Origin of the sequence: Stenotrophomonas sp. ESTM1D_MKCIP4_1, from assembly GCF_003086895.1 — a bacterium.
In the GTDB taxonomy this organism is placed as follows: domain Bacteria; phylum Pseudomonadota; class Gammaproteobacteria; order Xanthomonadales; family Xanthomonadaceae; genus Stenotrophomonas.
The window spans coordinates 2,200,081-2,221,170 of the sequence record NZ_CP026004.1 but is presented as its reverse complement, the minus strand read 5'-3'; the positions used below and the strand labels follow the sequence as shown (position 1 = coordinate 2,221,170).

At 65.9% G+C, this 21,090-nt stretch carries 19 protein-coding genes; 10 read left to right on the top strand and 9 right to left on the bottom strand.

Annotated elements, in window-relative coordinates:
• The first annotated feature begins 48 nt into the window (after positions 1-48).
• Positions 49-1,002, top strand: a complete 954-nt coding sequence (locus C1924_RS10230) for an alpha/beta hydrolase (RefSeq protein WP_108765194.1) — start codon at positions 49-51, stop codon at positions 1,000-1,002.
• A 51-nt stretch (positions 1,003-1,053) separates the two neighbouring features.
• Here C1924_RS10230 and C1924_RS10225 read toward each other — a convergent pair whose 3' ends face one another.
• Genes C1924_RS10225 through C1924_RS10215 form a run of 3 tightly spaced genes read right to left on the bottom strand, consistent with a single transcriptional unit; the run spans position 1,054 to position 4,961 of the window.
• Positions 1,054-2,442, bottom strand: coding sequence for a c-type cytochrome (locus tag C1924_RS10225; RefSeq protein WP_108765193.1), 1,389 nt, complete (start codon positions 2,440-2,442; stop codon positions 1,054-1,056).
• Between the two features lie 10 nt (positions 2,443-2,452).
• Positions 2,453-4,228 carry a GMC family oxidoreductase gene (locus C1924_RS10220; RefSeq protein WP_108765192.1) on the bottom strand — a complete coding sequence of 592 codons (1,776 nt, stop codon included), beginning with the start codon at positions 4,226-4,228 and terminating at the stop codon, positions 2,453-2,455.
• Positions 4,229-4,232: 4 nt separating this feature from the next.
• Entirely contained in the window at positions 4,233-4,961 is a 729-nt protein-coding gene (locus tag C1924_RS10215) for a gluconate 2-dehydrogenase subunit 3 family protein (protein ID WP_108765191.1), read from the bottom strand.
• Between the two features lie 187 nt (positions 4,962-5,148).
• On the opposite strand from C1924_RS10215, the gene C1924_RS10210 reads away from it, so the two are divergent.
• Positions 5,149-6,078, top strand: a complete 930-nt coding sequence (locus C1924_RS10210) for a LysR family transcriptional regulator (protein ID WP_216821591.1) — start codon at positions 5,149-5,151, stop codon at positions 6,076-6,078.
• Positions 6,079-6,153: 75 nt separating this feature from the next.
• On the opposite strand, the gene C1924_RS10205 is transcribed toward C1924_RS10210, so the two are convergent.
• Positions 6,154-7,053 (bottom strand): LysR family transcriptional regulator, encoded by a 900-nt coding sequence (locus C1924_RS10205; RefSeq protein ID WP_108765189.1) that lies wholly within the window; start codon positions 7,051-7,053, stop codon positions 6,154-6,156.
• A 124-nt stretch (positions 7,054-7,177) separates the two neighbouring features.
• Between C1924_RS10205 and C1924_RS10200 the strand changes: the two genes are divergently transcribed.
• The 6 genes from C1924_RS10200 to C1924_RS10175 all read left to right on the top strand — a co-directional run bounded on the left by C1924_RS10200 (position 7,178) and on the right by C1924_RS10175 (position 12,224).
• A complete protein-coding gene (locus tag C1924_RS10200) occupies positions 7,178-8,233 on the top strand; it encodes an NAD(P)-dependent alcohol dehydrogenase (protein WP_108765188.1) in 1,056 nt (351 codons plus the stop codon).
• 12 nt (positions 8,234-8,245) lie between these two features.
• Entirely contained in the window at positions 8,246-9,283 is a 1,038-nt protein-coding gene (locus tag C1924_RS10195; protein WP_108765187.1) for an alpha/beta hydrolase, read from the top strand.
• Positions 9,280-10,491 carry an MFS transporter gene (locus C1924_RS10190; RefSeq protein WP_108765186.1) on the top strand — a complete coding sequence of 404 codons (1,212 nt, stop codon included), beginning with the start codon at positions 9,280-9,282 and terminating at the stop codon, positions 10,489-10,491. Before C1924_RS10195 ends, C1924_RS10190 begins: the two co-directional genes overlap by 4 nt.
• Positions 10,492-10,527: 36 nt before the next feature.
• Positions 10,528-11,007, top strand: a complete 480-nt coding sequence (locus tag C1924_RS10185; RefSeq protein WP_108765185.1) for a cupin domain-containing protein — start codon at positions 10,528-10,530, stop codon at positions 11,005-11,007.
• A 76-nt stretch (positions 11,008-11,083) separates the two neighbouring features.
• Complete coding sequence (locus C1924_RS10180) at positions 11,084-11,749, top strand: carboxymuconolactone decarboxylase family protein (RefSeq protein ID WP_108765184.1); 666 nt, start codon at positions 11,084-11,086, stop codon at positions 11,747-11,749.
• A 46-nt stretch (positions 11,750-11,795) separates the two neighbouring features.
• Complete coding sequence (locus tag C1924_RS10175) at positions 11,796-12,224, top strand: hypothetical protein (protein WP_108765183.1); 429 nt, start codon at positions 11,796-11,798, stop codon at positions 12,222-12,224.
• Positions 12,225-12,244: 20 nt separating this feature from the next.
• Here the strand turns inward: C1924_RS10175 and C1924_RS10170 are convergent, their stop codons facing one another.
• Positions 12,245-12,805 carry a fasciclin domain-containing protein gene (locus C1924_RS10170; protein WP_108767024.1) on the bottom strand — a complete coding sequence of 187 codons (561 nt, stop codon included), beginning with the start codon at positions 12,803-12,805 and terminating at the stop codon, positions 12,245-12,247.
• 300 nt (positions 12,806-13,105) lie between these two features.
• Between C1924_RS10170 and C1924_RS10165 the strand changes: the two genes are divergently transcribed.
• On the top strand, positions 13,106-14,479 hold the full coding sequence (locus tag C1924_RS10165; protein WP_108765182.1) for an EAL domain-containing protein: 1,374 nt from the start codon (positions 13,106-13,108) through the stop codon (positions 14,477-14,479).
• A 55-nt stretch (positions 14,480-14,534) separates the two neighbouring features.
• On the opposite strand, the gene C1924_RS10160 is transcribed toward C1924_RS10165, so the two are convergent.
• On the bottom strand, positions 14,535-14,942 hold the full coding sequence (locus tag C1924_RS10160; RefSeq protein ID WP_159094781.1) for a BLUF domain-containing protein: 408 nt from the start codon (positions 14,940-14,942) through the stop codon (positions 14,535-14,537).
• Positions 14,943-15,570: 628 nt separating this feature from the next.
• Between C1924_RS10160 and glgX the strand changes: the two genes are divergently transcribed.
• Positions 15,571-17,715 carry a glycogen debranching protein GlgX gene (glgX, locus tag C1924_RS10155; protein ID WP_108765180.1) on the top strand — a complete coding sequence of 715 codons (2,145 nt, stop codon included), beginning with the start codon at positions 15,571-15,573 and terminating at the stop codon, positions 17,713-17,715.
• A gap of 40 nt (positions 17,716-17,755) precedes the next feature.
• Here glgX and C1924_RS10150 read toward each other — a convergent pair whose 3' ends face one another.
• The 3 genes from C1924_RS10150 to C1924_RS10140 all read right to left on the bottom strand — a co-directional run bounded on the left by C1924_RS10150 (position 17,756) and on the right by C1924_RS10140 (position 21,075).
• Positions 17,756-18,289, bottom strand: a complete 534-nt coding sequence (locus C1924_RS10150; RefSeq protein WP_216821590.1) for a hypothetical protein — start codon at positions 18,287-18,289, stop codon at positions 17,756-17,758.
• 69 nt (positions 18,290-18,358) lie between these two features.
• Positions 18,359-19,921 carry a histidine kinase famiy protein gene (locus C1924_RS10145; RefSeq protein WP_254051271.1) on the bottom strand — a complete coding sequence of 521 codons (1,563 nt, stop codon included), beginning with the start codon at positions 19,919-19,921 and terminating at the stop codon, positions 18,359-18,361.
• Positions 19,922-20,181: 260 nt separating this feature from the next.
• Positions 20,182-21,075: an SDR family oxidoreductase gene (locus C1924_RS10140; RefSeq protein ID WP_108765177.1), complete on the bottom strand. Its 894-nt coding sequence runs from the start codon at positions 21,073-21,075 to the stop codon at positions 20,182-20,184.
• Between the last annotated feature and the right edge of the window lie 15 nt (positions 21,076-21,090).

Sequence of the window (21,090 nt, the reverse complement as noted above, 5' to 3'; positions counted from 1 at the left end):
CGCCGTGGGCGCACAGTACGTCCCACCACCCAACGCGAGTTTCCCCCCATGAAAACCCTCACCCGCACCTTGGCCGCCACCGCGCTGGCCCTGTCCCTGCAGGCCGGCCTGTCCGCCCAGGCCGCTGAACCGGCCAAGCCGACCGCCGTCACCAGCATCGCCCGCACCGCCAGCTACATCACCACCGCCGACGGCGTGCAGCTGTACTACAAGGATTGGGGCCCGAAGGACGGTCCGGTCGTCACCTTCAGCCACGGCTGGCCGCTGAACTCGGACAGCTGGGAATCGCAGATGATCTTCTTGGCCAACCACGGCTACCGCGTCATCGCCCATGACCGTCGTGGCCACGGCCGTTCCAGCCAGCCCTGGGATGGCAACGACATGGATCATTACGCCGATGATCTGGCCACCGTCATCAACACCCTGGACCTGCACGACGTGACCCTGGTCGGCTTCTCCACCGGTGGCGGTGAAGTGGCGCGCTACATCGGCCGCCATGGCACCGGCCGGGTGAAGAAGGCGGTGCTGATCAGCTCGGTGCCGCCGTTCATGCTGAAGACCGCCGACAACCCCAACGGCCTGCCGATCGAAGTGTTCGACGGCATCCGCAAGGCGCAGATGGAAAACCGCGCACAGTTGTACAAGGATATTCCGTCGGGCCCGTTCTACGGCTTCAACCGCCCGGGCGCGAAGGTGTCGCAGGGTCTGATCGACGCGTGGTGGGCGCAGGGCATGCAGGGCGGCCACAAGAACACCTACGACTCGATCGCAGCGTTCTCGGCCACCGATTTCCGCGCGGACCTGAAGAAGTTCGACGTGCCGACCCTGGTCATCCACGGCGATGACGACCAGATCGTGCCGATCGACATCTCCGGCCGCCAGTCGGCAAAGCTCATCAAGGGCGCCAAGCTGATCGTGTACCCGGGTGCGCCGCACGGCCTGACCGACACCCACAAGGACAAGGTCAACCAGGACCTGCTGACCTTCCTGCAGGAAAAGTAAGCAACAGGAGCCCCGGCCGATGCCGGGGCTCTTTTCGTTGCGGGCCGTGCGTTACTTCGCGGAGGCTTCGTCCGCCGACGCATCGGTCGGGTCGTGCGCCACATCGTCATGGCGCCGTTCTTTTTCCAGCTGCGCCCTTACGTCCTTCGCCTGGCTGGCACGCACGGCCGAGGCGTGGTTGCCGAACTCCTGGCGTACGAACGTCGCCAGCTGCGCGATCTCTTCATCGCTGAGGCGGTCGGCAAACCCCGGCATGCCCAGGTTGGATGGGCGCTTGGCGGTGGAGGGCAGGGCGCTGCCGTGCAGCAGCAGGCGCACCAGGCTGACCGGATCATCCGCCAGCACCGTCGGGTTGCCGGCAATGGCCGGGAACACCTGCGCGTAGCCCTTGGCATCGGTGCGGTGGCACGCTGCGCAGTTGTCGGCATACAGCTCGGCGCCGCGGCTGTCGTTGATGCCGGCCTGCAGCTTGCGTGCCGTGGCATCGTCGGCCGTGTAGGACGACGGGTCATGCGCACTGGCGGGCAGGCTCTTCAGGTACACCGCCATGGCCTGCAGATCGGCCTCGGTCAGGTGCTGGGTGCTGTGCATCACCACGTCGGCCATCGGCGTGCCCACCACCGCGCTGTGCGCATTGCGGGCGGTGCGCAGGGTGTCCACGATGTCCCCGGTGCTCCAGCGGCCCAGGCCGTCGGCCGCGTTGCCGCGCAGGTTCACCGCATTCCAGCCGTCGATGATCTGGCCACCGGCCAGGTACGCACTGCCGCTCTCATCCAGTGCCTGCTCCTGCAGCGCAAACCCGCGCGGGGTGTGGCAGCTGCCGCAGTGGCCCAGCCCCTGCACCAGGTAGGCACCGCGGGCCAGTTCGGCACTGCCGTAGCGACTGGGATCAAACGTCACCGCATCCGCTTCAGGCGCGAAGGTCTTGCGCCAGATGGCCAGCGGCCAGCGCATCGACAACGGCCAGGGAATGTCCGCCGCGCGGTTGGGCTCCCTCACGGGCGCGATGTCGCCGTGCAGGAAATAGGCATGCAGCGCACGCACATCCTCGTCGGTCAGCCGCGCGTAGGAGGGGTAGGGCATGGCCGGGTACAGCGTGCGGCCATCGGGGGTGATGCCATGGCGCAGGGCACGGTCGAAGTCATCCAGCGAATAGCCGCCGATGCCGGTGTCTCTGTCCGGGGTGATGTTGGTGCTGTAGATGTTGCCCAGCGGCGAAGCCACGGCCAGACCGCCCGCGAAGGGCTGGCCGCCCGGCCGGGTGTGGCAGGCGGTGCAGTCGCCGGCCGCAGCCAGGTAGCGGCCGCGGTCGATCAGCGCGGCATCCGGTGCCGGGCCCTGGGCCAGCACGCGGGTGCGGGTGGGAAGGAAGGCGTAGGCCAGTGCCAGCAACAGCACGATCAGGGCCAGCGCCACACACCACAGGAGAAGCTTCTTCATCGGCGTCTCCTCAGGCCTGTACCAGCGGGCCCGGATCGGGCAGGTACTTTTCGCGGATGGCCGTGGCCGCCCAGTACGCCAGCCCACCCACCAGGCCGGTCGGGTTGTAGCCGTTGTTCTGCGGGAATGCGTTGGCGCCGATCACGAACACATTGGGCACATCCCAGCTCTGCAGGTAGCGGTTCAGCGCCGAGGTCTTGGGGTTGTCACCCATGATCGCGCCGCCGCAGGTGTGCGTGCTCTGGTATTTGGTGATGTTGTAGTGCTCGCCGTCCTTCTTGGCATCGCCGCTCATCGACAGCGGGTTGAGCGTACGGCTCATTTCCATCGCCTTGCCGACAAAGAACTGCGACGCCTTGATTTCGTTCGGATGCCAATCGAAGGTCATGCGCAGCAGCGGTCGCCCGAAGCTGTCCTTGTAGGTCGGGTCCAGGCTCAGGTAGTGCTGGCGGTAGGCCATGCACGCGCCCTGCACCTCGTAGTAGAAGTTGTGGCGGAAGTTGTCCGCCGCCGCCTTCTTCCACGCCGCACCCCAGCTGGGCGTGCCGCTGGGAACGTTGATGCCGCGCACCGGGCCTGCGCCCGGCTGCCGCGCCCACACCAGGCCGCCGCCGACGAAGCCCGCCTTGGCGTTGTCCAGCTGGTTGCCGTTGAGGTCGTCCATGGTGGTACCGGCACCACCGATGCCGATGAAACCGTTGGCCTGCACGTCCTTGTCGAAGAACAGCACCACCCGGTTGAGGTTCTGGTAGGAGTAGTTGCGGCCCACCGTGCCGGTGTTCGATTCCGGGTCGTACGGCGTGCCGATGCCGGACAGCAGCATCAGGTGCACGTTGTACAGCTGGAAGGCGCACAGCAGTACCAGATCGGCCGGCTGCTGCACTTCACGGCCCTGCGCATCCAGGTAGGTCACCCCGGTGGCCTTGCTGCCGGTGCTGTCCAGGTCCACCTTCAGCACCTGCGAATGCGTGCGCAGCTCGAACTTCGGGCGCTGCCGCAGCACCGGCAGGATGCAGGCATTGGGGCTGGCCTTGGAATAGTTCAGGCAGCCATAGTCGCTGCAGAACCCGCACGCATTGCACGGGCCCAGCTGGCAGCCATAGGGGTTCACATAGGGGCCCGAAGCGTTGGAAGCGGGAATGGGGTAGGGGTGCCAGCCCATTTCCTTGGCCGCCTTGTAGAACAACTCACCGCCCAGGTAGTTCGGGTTGGGGCCCAGCGGGTACTCGGCCGAGCGCGAACCCTCGAACGGATTGCCGCCGGCCTGCACCACCCCGTTGATGACACCGGCTTTGCCGGAGGTGCCACACACCAGCTCGAACATATGCAGGTGCGGTTCCAGCTCGGCATAGGTCACCGGGAAATCCTGGATGGTCATGTCGGCCGGAATGAACCCCTTGCCGTAGCGCTCTTCCACGTTCGTGCGCAGCTTCATGTCTTCCGGCAGCGGCCGGAAGTGCGCCCCCGACCAGTGGCTGCCCGCACCACCCACGCCGGTACCCGGCTTGAACGAGCCCATCTGCCGGTACGGCACGGCCGTATCGGACGGCGTGTGGCGGATGGTCACCGTCTCCTGCGAGAGGCTCTGCAGGTAGCGGCGGTGCACCGAACCTTCCAGTTCGTCCACCACGTTGGGGTAGGCGAAATCAGGCTGGGTATCGCGGTCGCCACCGCGCTCCAGCGCAACCACATGCAGACCGGCGTCGGTCAGTTCCTTGGCCAGGATCGCCCCGGTCCAGCCCATGCCGACAATCACCGCATCAACTTTCGGTTTCGTGATGGCCATGCGCTCAGCCCCTCCGCCCGGCCAGATCGACCGGCGGCAGCGGGTATGCCTTGTCGCGCACGCCAATCCAGTCCAGGTAGTCGGCACGCATGCCCGGGTAGCCGATCATTTTCCACGCGGCCATGCCCTTGTTGGCTCCGTACTTGGGGTCGGCGAAGTAACCGTTCTTGACCTCGCCCAAAAGATTGGAGAAGAACAGTTTGCTGGAAATGCCTTCCAGTTCCAGCTTCCCGCTCTCGGCGGCCTTCAGCAGCGTTTCCTGCTGCGCGTGGTCCAGCTGGGCGAAGGTTTTGCCCTGGAACTGCGCCCGGCATTGCGCATCAAAGGCGCCGATACCCACGCGCAGGATATCGCGCAGCGCCAGCTTGCCCTGGTAGCCGAACTCGCTCGGTGCTTCCAGGAAAGGGCCCTGCATGTACCAGATATCGCCCGCCGCGTACGGCGTCTGCATGTGCCGGTCGAGGAACTCGGGCACGCCGGATTCAACGGCGCCGGGGCCGGTCTCATCGGCCGGAATCAGCCGGTCGCAGGCCGCCTGGACGAAGGCCCACTCGGCCGCGTTGAAGAACTGCGGCGTGTAATTCGCTGCAGCTGGTGCGGTGCCGTGGTCCGCAGCGGGTGCGGCGGCAGGACCGCAGCCGGGCAGGGCGGCGGCTACCGGAATCAGTGTGAGGCCCTGGAAAAAGCGGCGGCGGGTCAGCGCCGGGGCGCCCTGGTCTGGTCCATCGGTCATGGGTCTGGCTACCTGAAGGGTGGCTAGGGCACAGCATGGCGCGCATCCCGTCGCGGCAGTGTGCGTAATGAAGTCATTGCGGCCCACATTCCCCGGTGGCCACCAAACGCCTCATTGTGTGGATGTACGACTGTTTCCGGAATGGCAATATGGGAAATGCACTCTTGCCAAACAAGAAACCATCACCGTGATCGAGGACCTCAACGAGCTGCGCACCTTCGACCGCATCGTGCACGGCGGCAGCCTCTCGGCAGCGGCGCGCGAGCTGGGCATCTCATTGGCGGTGGTCAGCAAGCGCCTGTCCGCGCTGGAACGGCGCCTGCAGGTGCGCCTGCTCAACCGCAGCACCCGACAAGCCTCGCTCACCGATGAAGGCCGGCTCTTCCTGCAGCACTGCCGCCATGTGCTGGACGCGGTGGAAGCTGCCGAAGCCGCACTCGAGCAACGGCAGGACGTCGTGGCCGGTGTGCTCACGCTCACCGCGCCCAATGGTTTCGGCCGCCGTCACGTCGTGCCGGCCGTACGCAGCTTCCAGCGGGCCCACCCCGGCGTGCGTGTGCACCTGAGCCTGCGCGATGAGATCGTGGATGTGGTGGGCGAGGGCATCGAACTGGCGCTGCGCTACGGCGCCCTCGATGATTCGCGGCTGGTGGCGCGCGAGCTGGCGCCCAACCGTCGCGTGCTCTGCGCATCCCCGGACTATCTGCGCGAGCGCGGCGTGCCGCGCAGCCTGGCCGATCTGCAGCAGCACGACTGCATTGCCAGTGGCAGCCCGCCGGTCAGTCACTGGCGGTTTGCCCAGGGCGACGGCACGGTGTCGGTGCCACTGGCCGCCACCACGCTGTGCGATGACGGCGAAGCGGCGCAGCAGCTGGCGGTGCAGGGTGCCGGCATTGCCCGCAAGTCCATCTGGGATGTGGCCGAAGATCTGCACGCCGGCCGCCTGGTGGAAGTGCTGGCTGACCACGTGTTGGCCACCTCGCCGCTGAGTGCCGTGCATGGCCCCGGCAAGCAGCTGGCACCACGGGTGCGCGTGTTTCTGGAACATCTGCTGCGGCACCTGCAGGGCACGGTGGCGTGGGGCTATGCGGTCGCTGGACCGTCCGCGCACCCATGACGTGCACGCATCAACGTCAGTGGCGCGCGCCTGCCGGAGGCCGCGTTGAAAATGACGGGCCGTTAATCCGCCGCGTCATCCTTGCCCCGTCACCCGCAGGGCCTCGATGACCAGGGCAAACGCAGGTGAGTGCTGCTTCCGGCTTGGGTAGTACAGGTGGTAGCCGGAGAAGGGCGGGCACCAGTCCTGCAGCGTACGCACCAGCTCCCCCTGTTCCAGGTAGGGCGCGAACTCCTCCTCCGGCAGGAAGGCGATGCCCAGCCCCTGCAGCGCGGCCAGCACGATGTGCGGTGAACTGTTGAAGGTGGCTTGCCCGTCCACCCGCACGTTCACCTGCCTGCCGCGTCGCTCGAATTCCCACACGTACAGGCCGCCCGTGGTGGGGAAGCGCATGTTGATGCAGTTGTGCGCAGTCAGGTCGGCCGGCACCTTGGGCGCGGGGTGCCGGCTGAAGTAGCCCGGCGTGGCCACCGCGGCCATGCGCAGCCGGGGGCCGATCGGCAGCGCGACCATGTCGCCGTCGATGCTCTCGCCCAGGCGCACGCCTGCGTCGAAGCGGTCGGCCACGATGTCGCGCAGGCCGTAGTTCACATCGAACTCGATGTTCACGTCGGGGTAGCGCTGCATCAGCGGCAGCAGCCGTGGCAACAGAACCGTGCGCAGGACATGGTCGCCGCAGGTAATCCGTACCGTGCCGGCCGGCTTGTCGCGCAATTCGGTCAACGCGTCCAGCTCGGCCTCGATCTCATCGAAGCGATTGCCGATGGCCTCGAGCAGGCGCTCGCCCGCAGGCGTTGCGGACACGCTGCGCGTGGTGCGGGTCAGCAGGCGGATCTGCAGGCGCTCTTCCAGCGCCTTGATGGCCTGGCTGAGCGCCGATTGGGAAACGCCCAGCACCGCCCCCGCACGGGTGAAGCTGCCCTCGCGGGCAACCGTCACGAAGGCAAGAAGATCATTGAGGTTGCGTCTGGCCATGGGCGAAGTGTGGCACGCCCCATTGATTAGCGCAGCTAATAGACCCTAAAAGGGTCCATTGGCTAATCAAGCCAATGTCGGCCCGGCAGAATGGCCCCACTTTCCCTTCCCGGATCACTCGGCCATGACCCTCTCCGTCAAAGCCTACGGCGCCCACGCCGGCGACCGCCCCCTCGAAGCCATCGACATCACCCGCCGGGCGCCGGGCGTGGACGATGTCCAGATTGCCATCGCCTATTGCGGCATCTGCCACTCGGATCTGCACCAGGCGCGCGCGGAGTGGGCCGGCACCCTGTTTCCCTGCGTACCCGGCCACGAGATTGTTGGCCGCGTGGTCGCTGTCGGCACCCAGGTGCAGGGCTTCACGCCGGGGGATCTGGTGGGCGTGGGCTGCATCGTCGACAGCTGCCGTCATTGCCAGGACTGCGGCGATGGCCTGGAAAACTACTGCGACGGCATGGTCGGCACGTACAACGGCGCCACCCGCGACGCACCGGGGCATACCCTGGGCGGCTACTCCGAACAGATCGTCGTGCACCAGCGCTACGTGCTGCGGGTACGCCACCCGGAAGAGCAACTGGCCGCAGTTGCACCGCTGCTGTGCGCCGGCATCACCACCTGGTCGCCCTTGAAGCACTGGAATGCCGGCCCCGGCAGCAAGGTAGGCATCGTGGGCATCGGCGGCCTGGGCCACATGGGGGTGAAGCTGGCCCATGCGCTGGGCGCACACGTCGTGGCCTTCACCACGTCGGAAAGCAAGCGCGAGGCAGCGTTGGCGCTGGGTGCCGATGAGGTGGTGGTGTCGCGTTCGCAGGAAGAGATGGCCGCGCACGCCGCATCGTTCGATCTGATCATCAACACCGTGGCCGCACCGCACGATCTTGACGCCTTCCTGGTGCTGCTCAAACGCGATGGCGGCATGGTGCTGGTGGGTGCGCCAGCAACGCCACACCCGTCACCGGCCGTGTTCAACCTGATCATGAAGCGCCGCACGCTCGCCGGCTCGATGATCGGCGGCATCGCCGAAACCCAGGAAATGCTTGATTTCTGCGCCACGCACAACGTGGTGGCCGACATCGAACTGATCCGCGCCGATGAGATCAACGCCGCCTACGAACGCATGCTCAAGGGCGATGTGAAGTACCGCTTCGTGATGGATACCACCACGCTTTCTGCCTGAAGGGGCCCGACCATGAAGAACCTCCTCCTGCTGGCCGGCCTGCTGGCCGGCTCCATCACCGCCTCCGCGCAGGATCTCAGCCACGGCGCCGACAACTTCTATCGCACCGAACGCGTCAACGTGCAGAAGGTGACCTTCCGCAACCAGTACCAGATGAAGGTGGTGGGCAATCTCTTCCTGCCCAAAGACCGCACGCCGGGCACGAAGTACCCGGCCATCGTGGTCGGCCACCCCATGGGCGCGGTGAAGGAACAGAGCTCCAACCTGTACGCACAGAAGCTGGCCGAGCAGGGCTTCATCACCCTGGCCATCGATCTTTCCTTCTGGGGGGAGAGCGAGGGGACGCCCGGCCACCTGGTCGCACCGGAGATCTACGCCGATGACATCAGTGCCGCCGTCGACTTCCTCGGCACGCAGTCGCTGGTGGATGCCAGCCGCATCGGCGCGCTGGGCATCTGCGGCAGTGGCAGCTTCGTCATCAGCGCCGCCAAGATCGATCCCCGCATCAAGGCCATCGCCACCGTCAGCATGTACGACATGGGCGCCGCCGCACGCAACGGACTGAACTCATCGCAGAGCCTGGCCCGGCGCAAGGCGATGATCCAGGCGGCCATCGAGCAGCGGCAGGCGGAATTCAGTGGCGCCGCACCGCGCTACGTGCCCGGCACTGTGACCGAGCTCAGTGCGGACACGCCGGACGTGCAGCGCGAATTCTTCGACTTCTACCGCACCCCGCGCGGCGCCTACGCCACGCCGGGACAGCCGGCGGACCAGACCACCATGCCGCTGTTCAGCAGCCTGGTGAAGTTCCTCAACTTCTATCCCTTCAGCGACATCGAGACCATCGCACCGCGGCCGATGCTGTTCATCAGCGGTGACCAGGCCCATTCGCGCGAGTTCAGCGAGGATGCCTATCGGCGTGCCGGCGAACCGAAGGAACTGTATTGGGTGAAGGGGGCAGGGCACGTCGACCTCTACGACCGCACGCAGCTGATTCCCTTTGCCAAGCTGACCGGTTTCTTCCAGAAGGGACTGGCGGCGCCGCGATGAGCGAGGTCCAGCCCGCGCCCGAACGCGCGCATTGGGGCGGCGTGTTCGCGATGACGCTGTGCGTGTTCGCCCTGATCGCTTCCGAGTTCATGCCGGTCAGCCTGCTCACACCGCTGGCCACCGACCTGCGGGTGAGCGAGGGCCTGGCCGGCTACGGCATCGCCATCTCCGGCGCATTCGCCGTCCTGACCAGCCTGTCCATCGCACGCCTTGCCGGGCGGCTGGACCGCAGAACGGTCCTGCTGCTGTTGACCGCGCTGATGGCAACCTCGGGCGTAGTGGTGGCCACCGCCGCAAACTACCCGATGTACATGGCCGGGCGCGCGCTCATCGGTGTGGTGGTCGGTGGGTTCTGGTCGCTGTCGGCCGCCACCGCCATGCGTCTGGTGCCAGCGGCACAGGTCCCGCGCGCGCTGGCCATCTTCAATGGCGGCAATGCGCTGGCCACCGTGGTCGCCGCGCCGCTGGGCAGCCATCTGGGCGGCATCATCGGTTGGCGGGGAGCGTTCTTGTGCCTGCTTCCGGTGGCCGCCATCGCCTTCGCCTGGCAGTGGGCCAGCCTGCCGCGCATGCCGGCGCGCAACGCCGCCACCCGAGGCACAGTGCTGGCCCTGCTGCAGCGGCGGCCGGTGCGGTGGGGCATGGCCGCCTGCGGCGCGTTCTTCATGGGCCAGTTCACGCTGTTCACCTATGTCCGGCCGTTCCTCGAAACGGTCACCCGCGCAGGCGCCACCACACTTTCGATGGTGCTGCTGGCCATCGGCGTATCCGGCTTCATCGGCACGGTCCTGGTGGGTCGCGCGCTGGCGGGCGGGCTGTACCGTACGCTGGTGGGCATCCCCCTGCTGATGGCGGCCATCGCGCTGTTGCTGGTGCCATTGGGCGCCCAGCTCTGGCCGGTCGCCGCGCTGCTTTCCGCATGGGGCCTGCTGGCGACGGCGGCCCCCGTGGGGTGGTGGAGCTGGCTGGCCGACACCTTCAAGGACGATGCCGAGGCCGGCGGCGGCCTGATGGTGGCCGCCGTGCAGTGCGCCATCGCCATCGGCTCCACGTTGGGTGGCGCGCTGTACGACCGCGGCGGCCACGGCAGCACCTTCATCGCCAGTGCCGCCGTGCTTGGCCTGGCGGCGGTGCTGGCGTGGCGCACGGCAGCAGGCCAGCAGCAGCCCCAACCGCATGTCACCCGTACGCAGTCCGAACCCGCCTGATCAGATCGGGCCGAACCTTCCACAGGAGCCATCCCCATGACTGTTTCCGTCCTCATGCTCGCCCTTGGCGCCACGGCACTGCCCACGCCGCAGGCCGACATCGCCGAACCGGGCCGACAGACCATCAGCCGCGCAGGCGAGCAGGCATCGCAGCCCGGGCCAGAGGCGTACTTCACCGGCCGCGTGCGCATCGACCCGGTCTGGCCGGCCGAGGGTGGCATCTCTGCCTCCGGCGGCCTGGTCACCTTCGAGCCGGGTGCGCGTTCGGCGTGGCATACCCATCCGGCGGGCCAGCGTCTGGTGGTCACCAGCGGGGTGGGGCTGGTGCAGGAATGGGGAAAGCCGGTGCAGATCATCCGCCCCGGTGATGTGGTCTGGTGCCCGCCCGGCGTGAAGCACTGGCACGGTGCCGCGCCGGATACCGCCATGACCCACCTTGCCGTGACCGGAACGGTTGATGGCCGCAACGTGGAATGGATGGAGAAGGTGGACGATGCACAGTACAGCGCCCGCTAGAACCACTGCGTGGCTGCTTGTGGCCACACTCATCCTGGCGGGCTGGCCCGCCGCGAACGCACGGCAGCCGCATTCCATGAACACCCCCACCCGTAACGAAACAACCTCGCTCACGTCGCTCAGCCCCCATCAGCAGGCACTCGCCCTGATCGCGGCGTTTGCCGCATCCGGCAACGCCGCGCGCTTGAAGCCCGCGCTGGAAGCCGGCCTCAATGCCGGCCTCAGCGTCAGCGACGTGCGCGAAGTGCTGCTGCAGCTCTATGCCTATGCAGGATTTCCGCGCAGCCTCAATGCACTGGGCGAGCTGATGGGCGCGGTCGAGGCACGCAAGGCGAGGGGCCTGCACGACGATCCGGGCCGGGCGCCCAGCACGCCGGCATTGCAGGGCGACGCGCTGCTGAAAGCGGGTACCGCCAACCAGACCTTGCTCGCAGGTGGGCCGGTGGCGGGTCCGCTGTTCGATTTCGCCCCCGACGCCAACACCTACCTGCGCACCCATCTGTTCGGCGACATCTTCCAGCGCGACAACCTGGACTGGCAGACCCGCGAAGTCGCGACCGTCAGCATGCTGTCCATGATCGAAGGCACCGATCCGCAACTGCAGGCGCACATCCGCATGAGCATGAACATCGGCGTGGGGCAGGGTGCCCTGCTTCAGCTGGCGGACGTGCTGGACGCCCACGTGGCGGACACAGCAGCGCAACGGGTCCGGAAAGCGCTGGAGGGAAAGGCGCAGCAGTAGTTCCGATGTCTCAGGCCGTGAGATCACCTTCCGTATCCTCATCGGCATGCGCCCTTCCTCTTCCTATCAAGACCTCCGCACCGCACCCATCCGCACCGGCTGGGTGCAGACCGGCGAACGCTGGGCGCTGTGGTGGAATGCCCGCGCAGTGGCCACCGTCGCCCCGGACGGCGCACCAGGCGTCCGTCTCTGGATGGAAGGACAGAAGATGTGGCACACCAAGGTTGCGCGTGCTGCCAGCATCCGCCAGGGCAAGCGCTTTGCCGAGCGCTGGTGCGCTGCCCGGCTGTACCCCGGCATGCCGCTGCGCGAGGCCGTGGAGCGGCTGGTGAATGCAGCGGCGCACCGCCCGGCACAAGCGCAGCTCAGCCCCTTGGAACAGCAGCAGGTGCGTCGCCTGGCCGATGCAGCCGACCAGGCCACCGCGCGCATCAAGGAAGCCCTGGATGCGCGCGGGCAGGCGAGGACGCACTGAGGCCGCTCAGCGGCCCCGCATCATTTCGGCATCAGGACGCTGTCCACCACGTGCACCACACCGTTGGACTGCATCACATCGGCCGTGGTCACCGCCGATTTGCCACCCTTGGCATCAATCACCCATACCTTGCCGTCCTGCAGTTTCACCGTCAGCGGCTCACCCTGCACGGTCTTCAACGTGCTGCTGCCGCCATGGCTGCGCGCCGCCGCCGTCAGCTGGGTGGATGTGTAGGTACCCGGCACCACGTGGTAGGTCAGCAACCCGGTCAGCTTGGCCTTGTTCTCAGGCTTCAGCAGGGTCTCCACGGTACCGGCCGGCAGCTTCTCGAACGCCTGGTTGGTCGGCGCGAACACCGTGAACGGCCCCTTGCCGCTGAGCGTTTCCACCAGGCCGGCCGCCTTCACGGCGGTCACCAGGGTGCTCAGGTTCGATGCGGTGGAAGCGTTCTGCACGATGGTTTTGTTGGCGTACATCGGCGCGCCGCCCACCATCGGGTTATCGGCGGCAAACGCGGCAGGGGCAGTACAGGCAACCGCAATGCCTGCAGCAAGGGCAAGACGCTGGATCTGGCTACGCATGTTCGTATCCTCGTTGGGCGAGGCCACCTCGGCCTCTTCATGAATGCAGGAAAGCCTGCGGAAAACGCGCCAACAGGTCGTCACCCAGCGCGTTGTCCCTCTCTCTACGTGCCATGCAGGGCGGTTGGATGCGCCGCATCGCAGCCGTCTCTTGAATGGTTCAACGAGGTTGATGTGGCGTGACGGTGGGGCAGAGCGTATGCCCTCAACGCGCCAGAAAATCGACACTATTTGGCTCCGGCGCAGCCTTTGCTACCCTTCCTCGGCAACGCAGGCACGTATGCCTGGCACGCCCACAGGATGCTTCGGCCGATGCCCCACAGAGCAACACGGAAATGGCAGGGCCTACCCAAGTTCCAGGAGGCACCGCGCCGCGCAAAAATCGGCACCATCCTGTCACTGGCAGGCGTTTCATGCGTGTTGCTGGGCGTTGCCTGGACGCTGTGCTATCTGTACTTCGGTCGCGCCGAACTGGCCGCGCCTTTCATCGGCGTGATGGCCGTAGGCGTGCTGGCGGTCATCCGCAGCCGCCGCGCCGATGCCACCTCCCTGCTGATCGTCGCCCACGGCGTGTTCCTGTCCGTGGTGGGCGTGGCCATCATCGATGCGCCCATTGCCTGGGTGCCACGGTCGGGCCATCTGTTCCTGCTGCCGCTTGCCGCAGGCGCTGCCTTTACCTTTGATGCCCGCGAACGCTACGGCTCGCTGGTGTTTCCGCTGGCCTGCCTCGCCACTTTTGCAGGGTTTGCCACAGGCGCGCTGGACTTCCTGGCGCCCGGCACCTCGCCGCCGCTGGAAGTGCGGGTGTGGGGCGCGCATTCCAATACCGTGCTGTCGATGATCCTGCTGGCGGCGATCTTTGCCATCTACCGCGCCGACATCGGCAACCGCCTGCGGCTGGAACGTGAGCTGGGCCGGGCCGTGCGCAACGGCGACATCGAAGTGCACTACCAGCCGCAGGTACGCGGCAACGGTGTGGTGACCGGGGTGGAAGCCCTGGCGCGCTGGCGGCGCCCCTCCGGAGAACTGCTGCCGCCGGGCGCCTTCATCGCGCAGGCGGAGGAGAGCGGGGCCATCCGTGATATCGGCCTGGAGGTGCTACGGCAAGCCTGCGATCTGCTGATTCAGTGGGCGGGCCAACCAGCCACGCGAAATCTGCGGGTGGCCGTCAACATCAGCCCCATCCAGTTGCTGGACCCCGGTTTCGTGGCCGCAGCCAGCGCTGTCATCCGCGATGCAGGTGTCAATCCTGCCTTGATCGAGTTGGAGCTGACCGAGTCGGCCCTGTCGGCGGAAACCGCCGAGACCATCGAAAAGATGGAAGCGCTGGAGCAGTTTGGCGTCACCTGGGCACTGGACGATTTCGGCACTGGCTTCTCCGGCCTATCCACGCTGCGCGCGCTGCCGGTGAGCAAGCTGAAGATCGACCGGAATTTCGTCGTCGAAGCCACCACCCAGGAGCGCGCGCAGCACCTGCTGGGCAAGATCGTGGAAATTTCCCAGGTAATGGGCATGAGCGCGCTGGCCGAAGGCGTTGAAACCAGCGCGCAGCGCGATCTGCTGGTTGGCCTGGGGTGCGATCACTTCCAGGGGTACCTGTTCGCACGGCCGATGCCGAAGGCAGAACTGGCTACCTGGCTGCAGACGCACTGCCTGCTGGCCGCATCCGGGTAGCGTCGAGCTTGCTCGACTGCCGTCGCTCTTCTGCGGCCGGCGCCGATAGCAGCTGTCAGCCCATCAACCGCCGAAGCAGCAGCACCCCCCCCACGGGGTCGCCGGCCTCATCAAGGGCATGATCCAGGCTTCCCCAGTGAGCGACGAACAGGCGGTCCAGCACCGTGTTCGGCTGCATGAGGCAACTCATGTCCCACGCCGGAAACCGGCGCGCGTCGATCCGGGCATCCCCCATCGTGTGGAGCCGGTCGTGGTCTTTGCTGGCCCTGATCCGCCCGATGGCGCCCTCGATACCATCGTCCGGCCCCTCGACGTACTGCAGGAAGCGCGAACCATCGAACAGCATCGCGCCGGTGACACCCGCCATGCGATTGAAGCGCTGCGCCCCCTGCACGATACGTTCAAGGCGCGCCGAATCCATTCCTGGAACGGCAACACTTCGATAGACAACAGCACGCAGCATGCGGCGACCCAGTAATGAATTCAGATCAGAATACCCCGTTGCGTGGAAAGACGCTTTACCCATTCCGTCCTGTGCGCCGCCTGCCCGCTTTCACACCAGGATCAACGACGCAGCACGTCCTGTTCTCCCTCGAGGGAGGATGCTCCCGCAGACCCCAACACTTGGATTCTGCATGTGCGAACACGATGGACATCACAGCTGCGGGGTGGCCGGCGAGACAGGCCGTTTTCGACTTCACCAGGTTGAACGTCGGAACTCCGATCCTGCGGGCGTTCGACAGATAGAGAGGGTTCACGCGCACTGTCACGCATGTGCCAGCGATTTCGTGGCAAGCGAGCCGCTTGGCCTCACGTTGGTTTGCGGCGGAGCTGTACTCAGCTGCACCCATTGCAATAACCGACAGGCCATCGGGCAAGGGGTTTTCGACAGCCTTCCGTCGCAGGACCCACCGCACAGTCACTCCATGGCAACGAGGATACGTCGCCCATGAACACCGGAAACCCAGGCATGCCGCCGCTGCCCGCCTGCAAATCCGCGTGATGCCACCGCCACACGGCCTCGACAAGCAGACCGTGATGCTCCCCGGTCAACGGCTGCACCCCCGCAACCGCTAAACCGAGCCTCCCCCATGCGCGACCAGGTCAGATCCTCCCGCTACACCTCCGCTTCCCGTGTCCGCGAGGGCCGCCCCTTCCCCCAAGGCGCTTCTTTTGATGGCCAAGGCACCAACTTCGCCCTGTTCAGCGCGCACGCCACCAAAGTCGAGCTGTGCCTGTTCGATGATGACGGCAACGAGCAGCGCATTGAACTGCCCGAGTACACCAACGAGATCTGGCACGGCTACCTGCCCGACGTAAAGCCCGGGCAGCGCTACGGCTATCGGGTGCATGGACCCTATGCCCCAACCGAAGGCCATCGCTTCAATCACCACAAGCTGCTGCTCGACCCATACGCGCGCGAAATCGATGGCGACCTGACCTGGGCCGATGAGCTTTATGGCTACACCATCGGCCATCCCGACGGCGACCTGAGCTTTGATGAACGTGACAGCGCACCGTTCATGCCCAAAGCCGTCGTGGTGGAAGACGCCTATGACTGGGAAGGGGACGAACGTCTGCTCACCCCCTGGAACCGCACGGTCGTCTACGAAACCCACGTGCGCGGCTACACCCAGCGCCATCCTGACGTCAGCGAGGAAATCCGCGGCACCTGCGCCGGCCTCGCCCAGCCTGGCGTGCTGGATTACATCCACGGCTTGGGCGTGACCGCCGTGGAGCTGTTGCCGGTCCATGCGTATCTGGACGACAACCATCTGCTCGAAAAGGGCCTGCGCAACTACTGGGGCTACAACACCTTGGCCTTCTTCGCGCCCAAGCGCCGCTATCTGGCCAGCGGCCACCGCGACGAGTTCCGCGACATGGTCAAGGCCATGCACCGGCAGGGGCTGGAGGTCTTCCTGGACGTGGTCTACAACCACACCGCCGAAGGCAACGAGCTCGGCCCTACGCTGTCATTCAAGGGCATCGACAATGCCAGCTACTACCGGCTGGCCGATGACAAGCGGTATTACATCAACGATACCGGCACCGGAAACACCTTCAACCTCAGCAATCTGCAGGCCATCCGCTTCGTCTGCGATTCCCTGCGCTACTGGGCGCATGACATGCACGTCGATGGCTTCCGCTTCGACCTTGCCACCATCCTGGGGCGCGAGCCGACCGGCTTCGACCAGCGCGGAGGCTTCCTCGATGCCGTCGGCCAGGATCCCCTGCTGAGCCAGGTGAAGCTGATTGCCGAACCCTGGGACTGTGGACCGGGTGGCTATCAGGTGGGGCACTTCCCGCCGGGCTGGGCAGAATGGAACGACAAATTCCGAGACACCGCCCGCAGCTTCTGGAAAGGCGACGAAGGCAAGCTGGCGGAGTTCGCCACGCGCCTGACCGGCTCGGCAGACCTGTTCGATCGCCGCGGCCGCCGCCCGTGGGCATCGGTCAACTTCATCACGGCACACGACGGGTTCACGCTGAACGATCTTGTCAGCTACAACGAAAAGCACAACGACGCCAACGGTGAAGACAACCAGGATGGATCCAACAACGATTCGTCCTGCAACTATGGCGTAGAGGGCCCGACAGACGATGCAGGCATCACCGCGCTGCGCGAGCAGCAGATGCGCAATCTGCTGGCCACGCTGCTGCTTTCACAGGGGACGCCGATGATGCTGGCCGGCGATGAGCGGGCGCAGACGCAGGGTGGCAACAACAACACGTACTGCCAGGACAACGAGACGGCCTGGATCGACTGGTCACGCGACAGCACCGAGGGCAGGCTGGCCCAGTTCGTGCGTGATCTGCTGTCGCTGCGCCAGCGCCATCCGATTCTCACCCGTGGCCGCTTCCTCAACGGCCAGTACAACGAACAGGCCGACGTGCGCGATCTCACCTGGCTGAACCCTGCAGGCCGGGAGATGACCGAGGACGACTGGAACGAAGCCGGCGCGCGCTCGGTCGGGCTGTTGCTGGAGGGCAGGGCACAGGTGTCGGGCGTGCGTGAGCATGCCAACGACGCCAGCGTGCTGGTCATCATCAATGCCTATCACGAAGGCGTTGACTTCGCGCTGCCTGATGATGAAGGCGCCGCGCTCAGCTGGTCGATGCTGCTCTCCACGGATGCAGGTCTTGCGACTGACGCTGCCCTGCAGAGCGGCGCTCAGTTCCTTGCCCCGCCGCGCAGTTTCACCGTCTTCAGGTGCGGGGCAGAAGCCGCGGGCTGAACGCTGCAAAGAAGCCCCGCTCACGCGGGGCTTCTGCTGTTTACGCGATATCCCACTTGTGGGCGGCAGCGGGCTTCTGCTTGTAGATCTCACCCGCGAAGTCCACGTGCAACTCCATCCAGCCGCCGTCCTTCTGGCGAGCCAGTATTTCAAAGTGCCTGGGGTGACGCTGCGGCTCACCCGCAGACCGCCATCCTGCCTGCTTCACGGCTGCCAGCGCTGCGGCGGGATCCGCGTCCGCATGCCTGCCGGCGTGATGCCCAGGCCCATGATGCGGCTTCTTGTGCACGATCAGCACCGGCTTGCCACCGGACCGGGCAATGCTGAGCACCTTGATCTCCGAGGGTCGGCGCTCGCCTTCCAGGTCGATCGCCAGACCGGGCTTGAGGGTAAAGGCATCGGCACCCTTGGGGCCAAGGTCGGCCAGGTAAGGCTGGCCATCTGCCAGCAGGGTGAAGCGATGGACGAACACGTGTTCGATGACGCCTGACAGCGCGATTTCTTCATGGTGCGGCATGTATTTCTCCTGAGAGCGCCCATGCTCGGGCGCAGATATCAGGTGGGTGCAGCGCATCACGCGCGCAATGACGCTGCGCGATGGGGTTCAGCCACGGTTGCCCGCCGCAGCAGGCCGGGGCAGCGCTCATCCAACGCCAGTGGGTCCCTCCAGAACCAGCCGCACTTTGCGCAGCAGCTGTTGCCGGTTGAACGGCTTGTTCAATACCTCGTATTCGGAACCGCCCGCGTCAGTGCGTTCCAGGCCCGCCTCCGCGTAGCCCGTGGTCAACAGGACCTTCAGCTTGGGCAGGCGACGCTTCGCCTCGCGTGCCAGCAGTACGCCGTTCATGCCGCCGGGCATGATCAGATCGGTGAACAGCAGGTCGAACACCTCGCCGCGCTCCAGAACGGCCAGTGCAGATGCCCCATCGCTGGCGACCTGCGTCTGGTAGCCGCCAGCTTCCAGCAACATCTGCGCAAGTTCCGCCACATCGTCGCGGTCCTCGACAATCAGGATGCGCTCACTGCCACCCCGGTCCATCGCCATTTTCGAGGGCGCGGCATCCCGGGTCAGCGCATCGGTGGTCGCAGGGAAGTAGAGGCTGACGGTCGTCCCCACACCCGGCTCGGACGCAATGCGCACGGTACCGCCGGACTGCTTGACGAAACCGTAGACCATCGACAAGCCCAGCCCTGTGCCTTCACCCTCATCCTTGGTAGTGAAGAAGGGATCCATTACCCGGCGCACGATGTCAGGCGACATGCCGCTACCGTTGTCCTGCACCGAAACACAGACCAGCCGCCCCGTCGGCAGGTGATCGAGATCCCCATCAGCCGCCGTCTGGGAAGCTTCCACATTGCGCGTGGCAAGGAGCACCCGCTGGTCCGGCCGGCCTTTCAGCGCGTCGCGCGCGTTGATGACCAGATTGAGGATGGCCACCTCGGCCTGGGTGGTATCGATCCTGCAGTTCCACAAAGACGGCGCCAGGTTCATCTGCAGATCCACGTCGGCACCCACGCGCTGCGCGGCCAGGTCCACCGTAGACGACACCAGGGCATTGAGATTGACCGTGCGGCCTTCCAGCTTCTGTCGCCGCGAGAACGCCAGCAGCTGCTGGGTCAGCACTGCCGCCTTGTTGGCTGCCGACTGCGCCTGCGTCGCCGCGCGCCGCACGAAGCTTCCAGGCGGAAGCTCTTGTTCGGAAGTGCCAGTAATCATCTCCAGATAGCCGGACATGACCTGCAGGAGATTGTTGAAATCGTGCGCGATGCCGCCCGTCAGCTGGCCGAGCGCCTCCATCTTCTGCGCCTGGCGCAGCGAGTCCTCTGCATCGCGCCGGCGCGACACGTCCAGCTGCGAACCAAAGAAATACACCAGCGCGCCGTCGTCATCGAACACAGGCGACACGAAAAGCGCATTCCAGAAGGTCGAACCATCCTTGCGGTAGTTCAATACCTCCGTCGCCGCCTCACGGGTCTCGGCAATGGCCTCGCGGATCTCGGCGATCGCATCGGCATCGGTGTCCGGCCCCTGCAGGAACCGGCAATTACGGCCAATCAGTTCATCGCGCTCGTAGCCGGTCATTTCCACGAATGCCCGGTTGGCAAAGATGATGGGATTATCGGGCTGGTGCGGGTCGGTGATGATCATCGGCATCCGCGTGGTTTCCACCGCGCTGAAAAAGATGTCGGACCGCTTGTCACCCACGCCGCCGTGCTGATGGCTTCTGACCGCAGGCGAGGGAAATCCCTTGAACTGATCGTTCGACACGCACTTCCTTTAACTGGCGGGGAACGGCTCCGCAAGACCCCTGGAGCTCGAAAGGCGAACACAATGCCACAGACGAAAGTTTGTAACTGCATTCATCATTAACAGTTCAGAAAAAGCGAAAGTCTCTTCACGGCAGTGCCACGTAATGCCAAGCAGACGCGACGGGCGCAGGCATTTACCTGCGCCCAGGTGCTGCGTCAGGCGATGCCCGCGCCACCGGTCACGCCGAACACCTCGCCGGTCAGATAGCTGCCTTCCTGGCTGGCCAGCAGCACGTAGACCGGTGCGATTTCGACCGGCTGTCCGGGGCGCTTCATCGGCACCTGCGTGCCGAACTTGGTCACCGCCTCGGTCGGTTGTCCACCCGAGGACTGCAGCGCCGTCCAGAACGGGCCGGGCGCCACTACATTGGCGCGGATTCCCTTTTCAACCAGCTGCGCCGACAGCGCCTTCGTATACGCCACGATGCCGGCCTTGGTCGTCGCGTAATCCAGCAGAATGGCAGACGGGTCGTAGGCCTGCACCGAGGCGGTGGTGATCACCGCTGCACCCGGCGGCAGGTGCGGGACGGCCGCCTGGCAGATCCAGTGCATGGCGTAGAGATTGGTCTTCATCGTCTTGTCGAAGTCCTCTGCACTCAGCTCGGCGATGCTGTCGCGGTACTGCTGGCGAGCCGCATTGACCACCAGGATGTCCAGGCCGCCAAAGGCCTCCACCGTGCGCTCGACCATCGCATTGCACCATTCCGGGTCGGTGATGTCACCCGGCAGCGCCAGCGCCTTGCGACCCTCGGCCTCGATCAGCGCAAAGACTTCTTCGGCATCAGACGCCTCGGATGGCAGGTAGGACAGCGCCACATCGGCGCCTTCGCGTGCGTAGGCAATGGCGGCAGCGCGGCCGATGCCACTGTCGGCACCAGTGATCAGCGCCCGGCGCCCAACCAGCTTGCCGGAACCCTGGTAGCTGGTTTCGCCGTGGTCCGGTACGGGATCCATAGCCGCAGCCTTGCCGGGCAGCGGCTGCGGCTGGGCGGGGAAGGGCGGCTGCGGATACTGAGTGCGCGGGTCCTGCATCTTCAGACGATCATTCATGGTCGATCCTTATCG